18 protein-coding genes are annotated in these 12,685 nt (G+C 61.0%); 14 read left to right on the forward strand and 4 right to left on the reverse strand.

Annotation, left to right across the window (positions count from 1 at the left end):
- The 8 genes from ACSQ26_RS26705 to ACSQ26_RS26740 all read left to right on the forward strand — a co-directional run bounded on the left by ACSQ26_RS26705 (position 1) and on the right by ACSQ26_RS26740 (position 3,645).
- Entirely contained in the window at positions 1–186 is a 186-nt protein-coding gene (locus tag ACSQ26_RS26705) for a hypothetical protein (RefSeq protein WP_436014336.1), read from the forward strand.
- An 11-nt stretch (positions 187–197) separates the two neighbouring features.
- A complete protein-coding gene (locus ACSQ26_RS26710; protein WP_436014338.1) occupies positions 198–413 on the forward strand; it encodes a hypothetical protein in 216 nt (71 codons plus the stop codon).
- Between the two features lie 178 nt (positions 414–591).
- Positions 592–819 carry a hypothetical protein gene (locus tag ACSQ26_RS26715; protein WP_436014340.1) on the forward strand — a complete coding sequence of 76 codons (228 nt, stop codon included), beginning with the start codon at positions 592–594 and terminating at the stop codon, positions 817–819.
- Positions 820–1,053: 234 nt separating this feature from the next.
- Complete coding sequence (locus ACSQ26_RS26720) at positions 1,054–1,275, forward strand: hypothetical protein (RefSeq protein ID WP_436014342.1); 222 nt, start codon at positions 1,054–1,056, stop codon at positions 1,273–1,275.
- A 121-nt stretch (positions 1,276–1,396) separates the two neighbouring features.
- The gene (locus tag ACSQ26_RS26725) at positions 1,397–1,654 is read left to right on the forward strand and encodes a GlsB/YeaQ/YmgE family stress response membrane protein (protein ID WP_258162933.1); all 258 of its coding nucleotides are present in this window, start codon (positions 1,397–1,399) and stop codon (positions 1,652–1,654) included.
- Positions 1,654–2,346 carry a M15 family metallopeptidase gene (locus tag ACSQ26_RS26730; protein ID WP_436014344.1) on the forward strand — a complete coding sequence of 231 codons (693 nt, stop codon included), beginning with the start codon at positions 1,654–1,656 and terminating at the stop codon, positions 2,344–2,346. Before ACSQ26_RS26725 ends, ACSQ26_RS26730 begins: the two co-directional genes overlap by 1 nt.
- 56 nt (positions 2,347–2,402) lie before the next feature.
- The gene (locus ACSQ26_RS26735; RefSeq protein WP_436014346.1) at positions 2,403–2,828 is read left to right on the forward strand and encodes a metallopeptidase family protein; all 426 of its coding nucleotides are present in this window, start codon (positions 2,403–2,405) and stop codon (positions 2,826–2,828) included.
- 37 nt (positions 2,829–2,865) lie between these two features.
- A complete protein-coding gene (locus tag ACSQ26_RS26740; protein WP_436014348.1) occupies positions 2,866–3,645 on the forward strand; it encodes a DUF2066 domain-containing protein in 780 nt (259 codons plus the stop codon).
- Positions 3,646–3,649: 4 nt separating this feature from the next.
- Here the strand turns inward: ACSQ26_RS26740 and ACSQ26_RS26745 are convergent, their stop codons facing one another.
- The gene (locus ACSQ26_RS26745) at positions 3,650–3,886 is read right to left on the reverse strand and encodes a DUF2798 domain-containing protein (RefSeq protein ID WP_436014350.1); all 237 of its coding nucleotides are present in this window, start codon (positions 3,884–3,886) and stop codon (positions 3,650–3,652) included.
- A 74-nt stretch (positions 3,887–3,960) separates the two neighbouring features.
- Complete coding sequence (gene leuD, locus ACSQ26_RS26750) at positions 3,961–4,566, reverse strand: 3-isopropylmalate dehydratase small subunit (RefSeq protein ID WP_436014352.1); 606 nt, start codon at positions 4,564–4,566, stop codon at positions 3,961–3,963.
- A 131-nt stretch (positions 4,567–4,697) separates the two neighbouring features.
- Here leuD and ACSQ26_RS26755 point away from each other — a divergent pair, with 131 nt between their 5' ends.
- A complete protein-coding gene (locus ACSQ26_RS26755; protein ID WP_436014354.1) occupies positions 4,698–5,585 on the forward strand; it encodes a LysR family transcriptional regulator in 888 nt (295 codons plus the stop codon).
- Here ACSQ26_RS26755 and ACSQ26_RS26760 read toward each other — a convergent pair.
- Complete coding sequence (locus ACSQ26_RS26760) at positions 5,582–6,001, reverse strand: hypothetical protein (protein WP_436014356.1); 420 nt, start codon at positions 5,999–6,001, stop codon at positions 5,582–5,584. The two genes, ACSQ26_RS26755 and ACSQ26_RS26760, sit on opposite strands and share 4 nt — an antisense overlap.
- Positions 5,998–6,444, reverse strand: coding sequence for a hypothetical protein (locus ACSQ26_RS26765; RefSeq protein ID WP_436014358.1), 447 nt, complete (start codon positions 6,442–6,444; stop codon positions 5,998–6,000). Before ACSQ26_RS26765 ends, ACSQ26_RS26760 begins: the two co-directional genes overlap by 4 nt.
- Before the next feature lie 91 nt (positions 6,445–6,535).
- Between ACSQ26_RS26765 and ACSQ26_RS26770 the strand changes: the two genes are divergently transcribed.
- From ACSQ26_RS26770 to ACSQ26_RS26790, 5 genes are all read left to right on the forward strand, one after another.
- A complete protein-coding gene (locus ACSQ26_RS26770) occupies positions 6,536–7,012 on the forward strand; it encodes a formate dehydrogenase subunit gamma (RefSeq protein ID WP_436014360.1) in 477 nt (158 codons plus the stop codon).
- Positions 7,009–8,565 (forward strand): formate dehydrogenase beta subunit, encoded by a 1,557-nt coding sequence (locus ACSQ26_RS26775; protein WP_436014362.1) that lies wholly within the window; start codon positions 7,009–7,011, stop codon positions 8,563–8,565. Before ACSQ26_RS26770 ends, ACSQ26_RS26775 begins: the two co-directional genes overlap by 4 nt.
- Positions 8,566–8,569: 4 nt before the next feature.
- Positions 8,570–11,449: a formate dehydrogenase subunit alpha gene (fdhF, locus tag ACSQ26_RS26780; protein WP_436014364.1), complete on the forward strand. Its 2,880-nt coding sequence runs from the start codon at positions 8,570–8,572 to the stop codon at positions 11,447–11,449.
- Positions 11,450–11,597: 148 nt separating this feature from the next.
- On the forward strand, positions 11,598–12,419 hold the full coding sequence (fdhD, locus tag ACSQ26_RS26785) for a formate dehydrogenase accessory sulfurtransferase FdhD (RefSeq protein ID WP_436014366.1): 822 nt from the start codon (positions 11,598–11,600) through the stop codon (positions 12,417–12,419).
- Positions 12,409–12,645, forward strand: coding sequence for a formate dehydrogenase subunit delta (locus ACSQ26_RS26790; RefSeq protein ID WP_436014368.1), 237 nt, complete (start codon positions 12,409–12,411; stop codon positions 12,643–12,645). The genes fdhD and ACSQ26_RS26790 overlap by 11 nt, the downstream gene beginning before the upstream one ends.
- Positions 12,646–12,685 lie beyond the last annotated feature (40 nt).

Here is a 12,685-nt window from a genome sequence, read left to right on the forward strand (position 1 = left end):
ATGACCACCAAAGCACCTCCTATTCCGCGCGGCAATCGCAGCGACAAGGGTCCCGGCGAGAATGCGCATTTCAATGCCGGCGCCGACCAGAAGGTCAAGCCCGGCGTGACCGACCCGTCCAAGCAGGGCCAGCAGGGCAATACCAAGATCAACCTGACGCCGCAGCTTTCAACCCAGGACCGCTAAGGAGACCCACAATGTCCACCTCGACCAAGACACCGGCGAGCATCCGGCAGGGCGGCCCCGGCGCCTCGCATGAAAACGCCAAGGCGCCGCTGGAAATCAAGAAGCCGCCGGCGCAATCCGACGCCAAGTCAAAGAGCAGCATTTCCGGCGGCGGCGGTGAGCGCGATAGCCACCACACGCGTGATCCGGAGAAGAAAGGAGGCGAGACGCGGCCCGCGCACCACTGATCGCCCGACATCTGAATTCGGCACTCCCGGAGCTTCTCCGGGAGGGCGCCATATCTATTTAAATGTTTGATTTTAAAGAAATTATGCTTCTCATGGAACCCAATCAGCTTTCGGGAATTTGACCATCAACTTGATGCCCTAAGGCAGCAGGCAGCGGGCCAAACCTGATGAGGCTGATATGAAAACGCTTGCCATTCTTCTGATGTCCGCCGTTCCGGCGATGGCATCCGTTCCCCAAGACGCCGTCGAAAGCGACATGCAGATCGTGCCGCAGCCTGTTGCGATGGAGAAAGACCCGGCGGCAAACGCAACATGCGGGAAGGCACAGGAAATGATCATCATCGTGCGTGACGAGAATGGATCGGTCGTGGCCATCGGCAAGGCATTGGTCGCACCGGCTTGCTGAATCGAAGCACTGCCGCACGCGCCATGATTGCCGGTGCGGCAGGCGGAATCGCCGGACTTATCTCGATCTTCGATCGGACCGGGACGCCGCTTGGTCAGTCAGTCGCTGGCCGCAGAGCCTCCGGACCTCGTGAACGCGGGTTCGCGACCGCCTACGATCAGCAAATCGCGCGCATGAACGGAACAAACATCTCCAGCAACGGTTTTGCGCCGTTAAGGAGATACAAGCCGGATCATGAGCGAACAACAGCGCAGGCACTGGGCAGTCGGCGAAACCGTCCGCCTCAAGAACGACGACAGGCTGATGACGATCGTGAAGAGCCATGATGACGGCTCGGTCTCCGTCGCATGGTTCGAACAGCGCAAGATGCATCTCGAACGGGTGCCGGCGGAAAATGTGCTGGCCGTCGAAAACGAGGTTCTGCCGCCCGGGCGCGGGATGGAAGAACGGCGCTGAGTGGTAGAAAAGCGGCGCCGATTTGACTGGCGAACTTTTCATTTATCCCTATTAATGATTGCGGGCGTGAGCGGCAACAGGCCGGTCCCGTCCGTCGCATGTCAATGGGGAGTGAATCATGATGGGCATTGAAAGCATTCTTGTATTTCTGATCGTCGGCGCCATCGCCGGCTGGCTGGCAGGCATCGTCGTCAAGGGGTATGGCTTTGGTCTTCTCGGCAATATCGTCGTCGGCATCGTGGGCGCCCTCATCGCGGGCTTTCTGCTTCCGCGGCTCGGTTTCGGCGTTGGCGGCGGGTTCCTGTGGGCCATCCTGCATGCCACGATCGGCGCGGTGATCCTGCTGATCCTGCTCAGGATCGTGCGCACCGGCACCTGATGCCAATGATGTGCCGCGCGCTCGCCTTTGCGTGCGGCCTCATGCTCGCGGTGCAGGTCGTTACAGTGCAGGCGGCCGAATTGCCGTCCGGCTTCGTCTATCTCTCCGATGTCGATGCCGCGATCGTGCAAGACATGCGCTATGCAGGGCCGGATAATTTTACCCACGCGCCTGCGCCCGGCTACAATGCCGCTGAATGCATTCTGACGGTGAAGGCGGCCACGGCGCTGGCCCAGGTCCGGAAGGATTTGCAGAGCAGCAGGCTCGGGCTGAAAGTCTGGGATTGCTACAGGCCGGTCAAGGCCGTGGATAGCTTCGTGGCATGGGCCGGCAAAGGCGTCGATTTCGACAAGATCCATCACCCACGCGTATCGCGCGACCGGTTGATCGCCGAGGGCTATATCGGCAAGCGCTCCGGCCATTCGGCGGGCTCGACGATCGATCTCACGCTGGTATCGCTGGATGGCTCCGAGATCGACATGGGCACCGGTTTCGATTTCTTCGACCCGCTGGCGCATACCAACAGTACGGGTGTTTCCGGGATCGCAAAGGCAAATCGCAAGCTGTTGGTCGAGGCGATGCAGCGGCGCGGTTTCAGGAATTATGCCCGTGAATGGTGGCACTTCAGCCTCGACCGGCAGCCCTTTGCCGGCCGCCGATTCGATTTCGACATCCTGCCGAGAGGCAAATGAGTTGGCCCTCGCAAAATTGTGGCGATGACTCTATATAGGGCGCAACAGGAGCGTTCATGGCGAGTATCGACCAGACAGATGATTGGCGGGACAGGTTTTCCCCGTCATTGGAAGCAATCGAACAATTGGCGCGCGAGGCCTATGGTCAGTTGCCGGAGGATTTTCGCGCGCTCTGCCAGGACCTCATCATCGAAATCTCCGATTTCCCTTCGGACGACGTGTTCGAGGACATGGCACTTGAGACGCCGTTCGACCTCCTGGGTCTCTTCGAGGGTAGGGGTGTCACCGAGCGCTTCTCCGTGGAGAACGGCGAGCTGCCGAACCGCATTTCACTCTATCGCCGGCCGATACTCGACTATTGGTCGGAGAATGAGGAGACGCTGGGCGACATCATCGCCCATGTGCTGATCCATGAGATCGGCCACCATTTCGGCCTTTCCGACGACGATATCGAGGCGATCGAGGCCGGCGCAGAGGCCTGATCGCCTGCGTTGAACGGTCGTTGCCTTGGGAGGGGACATGACTTTTTTGCGCTTTGCCGGTGCAGTTCTGCTATCGATCAACCTGCTGGCAAGCCGGGTGCCCGCAGCCGAGCCCGACGATCTCTATTCGTCCCAGGCCATCGTGACCGGCCAGGGCGAAAAGAACCGGCAACCCGGCTTTCGAGATTGCCTCGATCGGGTGCTGGTGAAGGTTTCCGGCGATCAACGCCTGCCTCGACTTCCACAAGCTGACGCGCTGCGAGCGCGGGCGGGCGACTTTGTCGCATCCTTCGCCTATCGCGACCGGCTGGCGGGCAAACCTATTCATGACGAGCAGGGAACCTATGACCGGCCGCACGACCTGACCTGCCGCTATGATCGCAAGACCGTTGACGACCTGCTGGCCGGGCTGGGCAGCCGGCCATGGCCGGCGGAGCGGCCGACCTTCCTGATCGTTCTCGATGTCAAAAGGGGTGGGCAGGCATTCCGGGCCACGGCGGACGACATGCGTGACCTTGCCATGCGGGAGTCCTTCGCACTCGGCGCTGCTCCGCTGGCACTGAAGGTGACGTTTCCTGCCGCTGCGGATGCGGCATCGCTGGACGCTGGCGGGTTGGTGCCTTCGGACGGCGTCCTTCCCCTGTCGGGCAGTCTGGTCTGGAGCGATGCGGATCTCGGCTGGGTCGCCACCTGGCGGTTAAGGCACGACGGCGAAACCTATCGATGGGTCGTACGTGGCGTCAATTTCGATGAGGCGTTCCGCGTCGCCATGCGTGGCGCCGCACAAATCCTGTCCGGCAATGGGGCGCCGCAGTGAACCCCTAGTCACGAATGACGATGCCCGACAACACGCGACGAACGAAGGGGGCGACGACCAGGACGACTGGGAAAGCGAGCATCCACGAAGGCAGCCAGGCCTTGAGCCATGACAGCGGAAACTCCGCCGATACGCCGAGCGAAATCAATGTGGCAAAGCCGGAGACAAGAAACGACATCAGACCTGACAGCATGAGCCCAAAGGCGATATGTTCGTATTTCCTCGGCAGGAACGGCTTCATTCTAGGTATTCCTTGGGGCGAAAGAAAACGCATGACGCTGATGGCATCATGCGTTCACTATTCTGTGGAACCGCTCAGGCCCAGGGGCGTGAATTGGCGGTCTTCTTTTCGTAGGTGTCGATCTCGGCGGCCTTTGCGAGCGTCAGGCCGATATCGTCGAGGCCGTTGAGCAGGCAATGCTTCTTGAAGGCGTCGATGTCGAACTTGATCGTGCCGCCGTCGGGACCACGGATTTCCTGGGCTTCGAGATCGACGGACAGCGTGGCGTTGGAGCCGCGGCTCGCATCGTCCATCAGCTTCTCGAGATCCTCGGGTGAAACGACGATCGGCAGGATGCCGTTCTTGAAACAGTTGTTGTAGAAAATGTCGGCGAAGCTCGTCGAGATCACGCAGCGGATGCCGAAATCGAGCAGCGCCCAGGGCGCATGTTCGCGCGACGAGCCGCAGCCGAAATTGTCGCCGGCGACGAGGATCTGCGACTTGCGGTAAGCCGGCTTGTTGAGCACGAAATCCGGGTTTTCCGAACCATCGTCCTTGTAGCGCGCCTCGGCGAACAGGCCGGTGCCGAGACCGGTGCGCTTGATGGTCTTGAGGTAATCCTTCGGGATGATCATGTCCGTGTCGATATTGATGACGGGGTAGGGTGCCGCGATGCCTGTCAGCGTTGTGAACTTGTCCATGATCTGTCCTTTCGGAGCTCCTTGTTCTTTCCGAGGCCGCGCTCTAGCGCAAATCGGCCGGAAATTGAAGGAGATTCTTGTATTGGTGATGTAATGCGGTTCAATGCCGCTTCCAAGTTCCGGGTGATGCGATGATCGACAAGCTGCAATTCTTTCTGGCCCTCGCTCGCGAACAGCATTTCGGCCGGGCTGCCGAGGAATGCGGCATCACCCAGCCGACGCTTTCCGCCGCGATCCGCGCGCTGGAAAACGAGCTCGGCGTGATGCTGGTCAATCGCGGCTCGCGCTACCAGGGTCTGACGCCGGAGGGTCAACGGGTGCTGGAATGGGCGCGGCGGATTGTCGGCGACGCCCGCACCATGAAGGAAGAAATGCGCGCGGCGCATAAGGGTCTCTCCGGGCATCTCCGCATCACGGCCATTCCGACAGCGCTTTCGCTGGTGCCTGGGCTTACCGCGCCATTTCAGGAGAAGCATCCGGATGTGACCTTCTCGATCCAGTCGGCGACCTCGCTCCATATCATGAGCCAACTCGACAACCTCGAGACCGATATCGGCATCACCTATCTCGACAATGAGCCGCTCGGGCGAGTGGTCACGGTGCCTCTGATAGAAGAACGCTATTATCTGGTGACCTCGAAATCCGCGCCGCTGGCGGACCGTGCCTCGGTGACCTGGAAAGAGGTCAGCGAACTGCCGCTCTGCCTGCTGACGCCTGATATGCAGAACCGCCGCATCATCAACAAGCACATGGCTGAGGCCGGCGTGAGCGTATCGCCCCGACTCGAATCCAATTCGATGATTGTGCTGTTCACCCATGTCCTGACCGGCAAATGGGCCTCGATCATGCCGCTCGATGCGGCGCGGTCGTTCGGGTTTGCATCGGAGATCGCCGTCGTGCCGCTCACAGAGCCGAAGACCAGCCACTCGGTCGGGGTGATTGCGCTGGAGCGCGAGCCGAACACGCCGCTGGTGTCGGCAATGCTGAATATGGCGCGGGAGGTGGGTGGGAGAGGTTAGATGCGGTCGACTTCTGTTGGATGAGGCCGTGCAAGGAAGCTTTCAATCAGATGTTGAAAGAACCGTTGCGGCAGGAAGCCGTAGACTGGGCTCTGCGATCGGCCGGCTGGTTGTAAATCATATCCCGGCCAAAGAAATTGATTATACTCGTCGATAAGTATCCATGATCGCTCGTCATCGAGTCTCAGATGGCGCTTGATGGCGCCCGGAATTTCTACGGCAGATGCGCCGCTCGACGGCGGCGAATGCGTGACGGGTAGAATCTGGACGCGCGTTCCTCTTTCCCCCTCCTCAGTTGCCAGAATGATTGCACAGGGCCGATTCTTCGCGCCCTCTTCCTGTCCAGCACGAGCCTCTCTGGCCCAAAGATAGGAATAGTTGATCACCATACCCGCTTCCGGCTTTGGGATCATCATTTCTCAGGACTCCAGTCCTTGATGAGGTCATCCAGATAGGCATATTCTTCCGGCACGCGCTGCTTGGCAACCAAAGCCCTGTCCTCGTCGGACATTTCTTCGGCAAGGAAAGCCCGCCGATAACTCGCCCTCAAGCGACCATATTCCTCACTCGAGAGTAGCACGAGCCGCTCGCGGCCATTCCGCGTGATCGTCACCGGTTCCTGCAGCGCCTTGTCGGAAAGCGTGCCATAATTCTTTATGAATTCGGCTGATGAAACCTTCATAGTCATGTTCCTCGAAAAGTTCGAATGTTCCAGATAATACCAGTTTTTCGGCAAACGACAACTTGTCGTCTTTGATAGAAAATTTCTATCAACCAACGAACCTCCGTTATTGACCTTCGAGACTCCAATTGCCATCATCCCCGCGACGCATGGCCGACAGAGTTCCGGTTTTGCCATCAAATTTCCCGGGAATGTGATAGACTGAAGGCGTGATGGCGATTGCCCATGCCTTAACGACCGCTTTCATGGCGGATGGGTGGAGGCCAGTATGAATGTCCATGTGAAGGACGATGTGAGCGCACGGACGCTCGAAATCGTCAATGAGCTCAAGTCGCTGGAAGGGCCGTTGCTGCCGATCCTGCACGCGGTTCAGGAAGACTTCGGCTATGTGCCGGAAGCGAGCCTCCCGCTGATCGCACGAGAACTCAATCTCTCCCGCGCCGAAGTCCATGGCGTCGTCACTTTCTACCACGAATTCCGCAGCCACCCGGCCGGGCAGCATGTCGTGCGCATCTGTCGCGCCGAGGCCTGCCAGTCCGTCGGCGGCCGCGAGATCGCGGAGCACGCCTGCAAGATGCTCGACCTCGATTGGCACGGCACGACGCCGGATGGGCGGGTGACGCTGGAGCCTGTCTACTGTCTTGGGCTCTGTTCCACCGCTCCCTCGGCGCAGATCGATGGGGAGCTTCACGGGCGCCTCGACCGTGAGACGCTTTCAGCCCTCATCAAGGAGGTGCGCCAGTGAGTGTCCACATTTTCATCCCGCGCGATTCCGCAGCCCTCGCCGTCGGCGCCGAGAGGGTCGTCAAGGCGTTTCAGGCTGAGATCGCCGCTCGCAAACTCGATGTACAGATCGTTCGCAACGGATCTCGTGGGCTTCATTGGCTCGAAGTGCTGGTCGAGGTCGAAACGCCTTCCGGCCGCGTCGCCTACGGCCCGGTTGCGGCCAAGGATGTTGCCGGCCTGCTCGATGCCGGCCTGCTCGAAGGCAAGGATCATCCGCTCTGTCACGGGCTGACGGAAGAAATCGGCTGGCTGAAGAACCAGACGCGGCTGACATTCTCCCGCTGCGGCATCACCGATCCGCTTGATCTGGATGACTACAGATCGCTCGGCGGCCTTGTGGGTCTTGAACGCGCACTTGGCATGACCGGCGCCGATGTCGTCAAGGAAGTCACCGATTCCGGCCTGCGCGGCCGTGGCGGCGCCGGCTTCCCGACCGGCATCAAGTGGAAGACGGTTCATGATGCGACGGGTCCGCAGAAGTACATCGTCTGCAATGCCGACGAGGGCGACAGTGCCACCTTCGCCGACCGGATGATCATGGAAGGCGACCCCTTCGTGTTGATCGAAGGCATGGCGATCGCAGGCATCGCGGTCGGTGCCAACAAGGGCTACGTCTATCTCCGCTCGGAGTATCCGAACGCGATCCTGATCATGAACGAGGCGGTGGAAGTCGCTCGCCGCGAGGGCGTGCTGGGGGCTTCGGTGCTCGGTTCGGGCAAGGCCTTCGACATGGAGATCCGCTCGGGTGCGGGCGCCTATGTCTGCGGCGAGGAGACCTCGCTGCTCAACTCGCTCGAAGGCAAGCGCGGCGTCGTGCGCGCCAAGCCGCCGCTACCGGCGCTTGAAGGCTTCCTCGGCAAGCCGACCGTCGTCAACAACGTGATCTCGCTCGCTTCCGTGCCTGTGATCATGGAAAAGGGTGCACAGCATTACAAGGACTTCGGCATGGGCCGCTCGCGCGGAACGATTCCGATCCAGATCGCCGGCAACGTCAAGCATTCGGGACTTTACGAGGTGGCGTTCGGCCTTACCCTCGGTGAAATCGTCAACGAGATCGGTGGCGGCACCCGCACCGGCCGTCCGGTCAAGGCGGTGCAGGTCGGTGGTCCGCTCGGCGCTTATTTCCCCGTCTCGCTCTTCGACACGCCGTTCGACTACGAAGCCTTCGCGGCGAAGGACGGCCTGATCGGACACGCCGGCATCACGGTGTTCGACGACACCGCCGACATGCTGGCCCAGGCGCGTTTCGCTTTCGAATTCTGCGCCGTGGAGTCCTGCGGCAAGTGCACGCCCTGCCGCATCGGTTCGGTCCGGGGAGTCGAGACGATCGACAAGATTTCGCAGGGCATCGAGCCGGAGAAGAACCTCGCTCTGGTCGCCGACCTCTCGAACACGATGAAATTCGGTTCGCTCTGTGCGCTGGGCGGCTTCACGCCCTATCCCGTCATGAGTGCCATCAATCATTTCCCGGATGACTTCCGTCCGGCGGCCACCCTTCAGGCAGCGGAGTAATATCATGGGTCTCGTTCACGAAATCGACTTCGGCACCCCCGCTTCTAAGTCCGAGAAGATGGTGACGCTCACCATTGACGGCCGCGAGATCACGGTTCCGGAAGGCACGTCCATCATGCGCGCCTCGATGGAAGCCGGCATCGAGGTGCCCAAGCTCTGCGCCACCGACATGATCGATGCCTTCGGCTCCTGCCGCCTCTGTCTCGTCGAGATCGACGGCCGCAATGGAACGCCCGCCTCCTGCACGACACCGGTCGCGCCTGGGATCCAGGTCCATACCCAGACCTCGCGGCTGAAGGACATCCGCAAGGGCGTGATGGAACTCTACATCTCCGACCACCCGCTAGACTGCCTGACCTGCGCCGCCAACGGCGATTGCGAACTGCAGGACATGGCAGGCGCGGTTGGCCTGCGCGACGTGCGCTACGGCTATGAAGGCGAGAATCATGTCACGGCGCGCAGCAACGGCGAGATCAATCTCAATTGGATGCCGAAGGACGAGAGCAACCCGTACTTCACCTATGATCCCGCCAAGTGCATCGTCTGCTCGCGCTGCGTCCGCGCTTGCGAAGAGGTGCAGGGCACGTTCGCGCTGACGATTTCGGGCCGCGGCTTCGGTAGCCGGGTCGCTGCGGGCATAAGCGAGGATTTCCTCTCCTCCGAATGCGTCTCCTGCGGCGCCTGCGTACAGGCCTGCCCGACCGCGACGCTGACCGAAAAGACCGTCATCGAGATCGGCCAGCCGGAACATTCCGAAGTTACCACCTGCGCTTATTGCGGCGTGGGCTGCTCCTTCAAGGCGGAAATGCGCGGCGAGGAACTCGTGCGCATGGTGCCGTGGAAGGACGGCAAGGCCAATCGCGGCCATTCCTGCGTCAAGGGCCGCTTCGCCTGGGGCTACGCCACCCACAAGGACCGCATCCTCAACCCGATGATCCGCGAGAAGATCTCCGATCCGTGGCGCGAAGTGAGCTGGGAAGAGGCGCTGACCTATACCGCCAACGAATTCCGCCGCATCCAGTACCAGTATGGCAAGGATTCGATCGGCGGCATTACGTCGTCGCGCTGCACCAATGAGGAAACCTACCTGGTCCAGAAGCTGGTCCGGGCCGGCTTCCGCAACAACAATGTCGATACCTGCGCCCGCGTCTGCCACTCGCCCACCGGCTATGGCCTCGGCCAGACTTTCGGCACCTCGGCAGGCACGCAGGACTTCGACTCTGTCGAGGATACCGATGTCGTCATCGTCATCGGCGCCAACCCGACCGAAGGCCATCCGGTGTTCGCCTCGCGCCTCAAGAAGCGTTTGCGCCAGGGCGCGAAGCTGATCGTCATCGATCCGCGCAAGACTGAAATCGTCTCGACCGCGCATGTGAAGGCGGATTACCACCTGCCGCTGATGCCGGGCACCAACGTGGCCGTCGTCACGGCGTTGGCGCATGTGATCGTCACCGAAGGCCTCTATGACGAAGCTTTCATCCGCGAGCGCTGCGACTGGTCGGAATTTTCCGATTGGGCCGAATTCGTTTCCGAGGAACGTCACAGCCCGGAAGCCATCCAGATGTATACGAAGGTCGATCCGGAACTTATCCGTGGTGCGGCGCGCCTGTTCGCTCGCGGCGGCAATGGCGCGATCTATTACGGCCTCGGCGTGACCGAACACAGCCAGGGCTCGACCACCGTCATTGCGATCGCCAACCTCGCCATGGCAACCGGCAATATTGGTCGCCGCGGCGTCGGCGTGAACCCGCTGCGCGGCCAGAACAATGTCCAGGGCTCCTGCGACATGGGCTCTTTCCCGCACGAACTGCCGGGCTATCGCCATATCTCCGACGATGCCACCCGTGCGATCTTCGAGAAGATGTGGGGCGTTACGCTTGAGAACGAGCCGGGCCTGCGCATTCCCAATATGCTGGATGCCGCCGTCGATGGCACGTTCAAGGGCATCTACATCCAGGGTGAAGACATCCTTCAGTCCGACCCGGATACCAAGCATGTCTCGGCCGGTCTTGCCGCCATGGAATGCGTCGTCGTGCAGGATTTGTTCCTCAACGAAACGGCCAACTACGCCCACGTCTTCTTGCCGGGCTCGACCTTCCTGGAAAAGGACGGCACCTTCACCAATGCCGAGCGCCGCATCAACCGCGTCCGCAAGGTCATGACGCCGAAGAACGGCTATGCCGACTGGGAAGTGACGCAGAACCTCGCCAATGCCATGGGCTTGAACTGGACCTACACGCATCCGTCCGAGATCATGGACGAGATCGCGGCAACGACGCCGGCTTTCGCGCTGGTCTCCTACGACTATCTGGAAAAGATGGGCTCGGTTCAGTGGCCGTGCAATGAGAAGTTCCCCGAAGGTTCGCCGATCATGCATGTCAACGGCTTCGTGCGCGGCAAGGGCAAGTTCATCCGCACCGAATATGTCGCGACAGACGAAAAGACCGGTCCGCGCTTCCCGCTGCTGCTCACCACCGGCCGCGTGCTCAGCCAGTACAATGTCGGCGCGCAGACCCGCCGCACCGAGAACACTGCCTGGCATGCCGAGGACCGATTGGAAATCCATCCGCACGACGCTGAGAATCGCGGCATTCGCGATGGCGATTGGGTACGGTTGCAGAGCCGCGCCGGCGAAACATCGCTGCGCGCGCTGATCACCGAAAAGGTCGCGACCGGCGTGGTCTACACGACCTTCCATCATCCGGATACGCAGGCCAATGTCATCACCACCGACTTCTCGGACTGGGCGACCAATTGCCCGGAATACAAGGTGACTGCGGTTCAGATCTCGCCTTCCAACGGTCCGTCCCAGTGGCAGGAAGAGTATGACGCACTCAGCCGCCGCTCGCGCCGGATCGTTGGCAAGATGGAAGCTGCGGAGTAAGGCATTTGATTGTGAGTGCGGCATACCCCCCTCTGCCCTGCCGGGCATCTCCCCCTCAAGGGGGGAGATTGGATGTGGCGCGCTCCGCGTTCCAAGTAATCTCCCCCCTTGAGGGGGAGATGTCGCGAAGCGACAGAGGGGGGTGAACTTGATCCCCACCTCCCGCCACGTCCCCGAAACGATCTTCCGCAACGCCGCACTCTCCACCGGCCATCGCACCGTGGCGGAGGAATCCGCTATCGCGCTGTCGTACGGCGGCTCGACCGAAGCCGTGATGATGGCGACGCCCGCCGATCTCGAGGACTTTGCCGTCGGCTTCTCGCTGTCCGAAGGCATTATCGAAAGTCTTGACGAGGTGATCGGTGTCGACGTCGAAACAGCCTCGGGCGGCATCGACCTGCAGATCAGTCTCAAGGATGACGTCGATCGCGCCTTGCGTGTCCGCCGTCGGGCTAAGGCCGGGCCGGTCGGCTGCGGTCTTTGCGGCGTCGAATCGATCGAAGAAGCGTTGAAGCCTGCCGCCGACGTTTCGGGCATCGCGCTGCAATTGACGGCTGGCGATATAGCGGATGCCATGAATGCTCTCTCCGCCAACCAACCGCTCAATGCCGGGACCCGCGCTGTCCATGCGGCGGGTTTCTACATTCCCGGCCGAGGCATGGTTGCCGTGCGTGAGGATGTCGGCCGGCACAATGCGCTGGACAAACTGATCGGACATCTGGCGCGCAACGGAATTTCCGGCTCCGACGGCGCCGTGATCATGACCTCGCGGCTGTCGGTCGAACTCATCCAGAAGACCGCCAAGCTGGGCAGCGGCATGCTGATCGGCATATCGGCGCCGACGGCGCTGGCGATCGACATGGCGACGCGTGCCGGCATGTCGTTGGTGGCGCTGGCACGTGGCCAGGATTTCGAGATTTTCGCCGGCGCAGACCGGGTAAATATAGGGACAGAGGCGAATGCAGCATAATGACAAGATCGTCCGGATGGCGAACCAGATCGCGACCTTCTTCCTGTCGCAGCCCGAGGCGACGCGCGTCCCCGGCGTGTCGAACCACATCAACAAATTCTGGGAACCGCGCATGCGGCGCCAGTTCTTCGAGATCGTCGATAGTGGCGGTGAGGGTCTGCTGCCTCTGGTGATGGAAGCTTCGAAGCAGGTCAACAGGCCACAGGCACAGGCGCCGGCAGCCTGAACATCGCCAAACGCCATGTCCATTATTTGACGTCTATCAA

The organism is Rhizobium sp. LjRoot254, from assembly GCF_964254105.1.
GTDB lineage: Bacteria > Pseudomonadota > Alphaproteobacteria > Rhizobiales > Rhizobiaceae > Rhizobium_E.

What these genes read in the sequence shown, in the direction of transcription:
- ACSQ26_RS26705 (WP_436014336.1), top strand. Translation starts at nt 1, where the DNA reads ATGACCACCAAAGCACCTCCTATTCCGCGCGGCAATCGCAGCGACAAG.
- ACSQ26_RS26715 (WP_436014340.1), top strand. Translation starts at nt 592, where the DNA reads ATGAAAACGCTTGCCATTCTTCTGATGTCCGCCGTTCCGGCGATGGCA.
- ACSQ26_RS26755 (WP_436014354.1), top strand. Translation starts at nt 4,698, where the DNA reads ATGATCGACAAGCTGCAATTCTTTCTGGCCCTCGCTCGCGAACAGCAT.
- ACSQ26_RS26790 (WP_436014368.1), top strand. Translation starts at nt 12,409, where the DNA reads ATGCAGCATAATGACAAGATCGTCCGGATGGCGAACCAGATCGCGACC.
- ACSQ26_RS26740 (WP_436014348.1), top strand. Translation starts at nt 2,866, where the DNA reads ATGACTTTTTTGCGCTTTGCCGGTGCAGTTCTGCTATCGATCAACCTG.
- ACSQ26_RS26760 (WP_436014356.1), bottom strand. Translation starts at nt 6,001, where the DNA reads ATGATGATCCCAAAGCCGGAAGCGGGTATGGTGATCAACTATTCCTAT.
- ACSQ26_RS26735 (WP_436014346.1), top strand. Translation starts at nt 2,403, where the DNA reads ATGGCGAGTATCGACCAGACAGATGATTGGCGGGACAGGTTTTCCCCG.
- ACSQ26_RS26710 (WP_436014338.1), top strand. Translation starts at nt 198, where the DNA reads ATGTCCACCTCGACCAAGACACCGGCGAGCATCCGGCAGGGCGGCCCC.
- ACSQ26_RS26725 (WP_258162933.1), top strand. Translation starts at nt 1,397, where the DNA reads ATGGGCATTGAAAGCATTCTTGTATTTCTGATCGTCGGCGCCATCGCC.
- ACSQ26_RS26765 (WP_436014358.1), bottom strand. Translation starts at nt 6,444, where the DNA reads ATGGCAAAACCGGAACTCTGTCGGCCATGCGTCGCGGGGATGATGGCA.
- ACSQ26_RS26730 (WP_436014344.1), top strand. Translation starts at nt 1,654, where the DNA reads ATGCCAATGATGTGCCGCGCGCTCGCCTTTGCGTGCGGCCTCATGCTC.
- fdhF (WP_436014364.1), top strand. Translation starts at nt 8,570, where the DNA reads ATGGGTCTCGTTCACGAAATCGACTTCGGCACCCCCGCTTCTAAGTCC.
- ACSQ26_RS26745 (WP_436014350.1), bottom strand. Translation starts at nt 3,886, where the DNA reads ATGAAGCCGTTCCTGCCGAGGAAATACGAACATATCGCCTTTGGGCTC.
- ACSQ26_RS26720 (WP_436014342.1), top strand. Translation starts at nt 1,054, where the DNA reads ATGAGCGAACAACAGCGCAGGCACTGGGCAGTCGGCGAAACCGTCCGC.
- leuD (WP_436014352.1), bottom strand. Translation starts at nt 4,566, where the DNA reads ATGGACAAGTTCACAACGCTGACAGGCATCGCGGCACCCTACCCCGTC.
- ACSQ26_RS26770 (WP_436014360.1), top strand. Translation starts at nt 6,536, where the DNA reads ATGAATGTCCATGTGAAGGACGATGTGAGCGCACGGACGCTCGAAATC.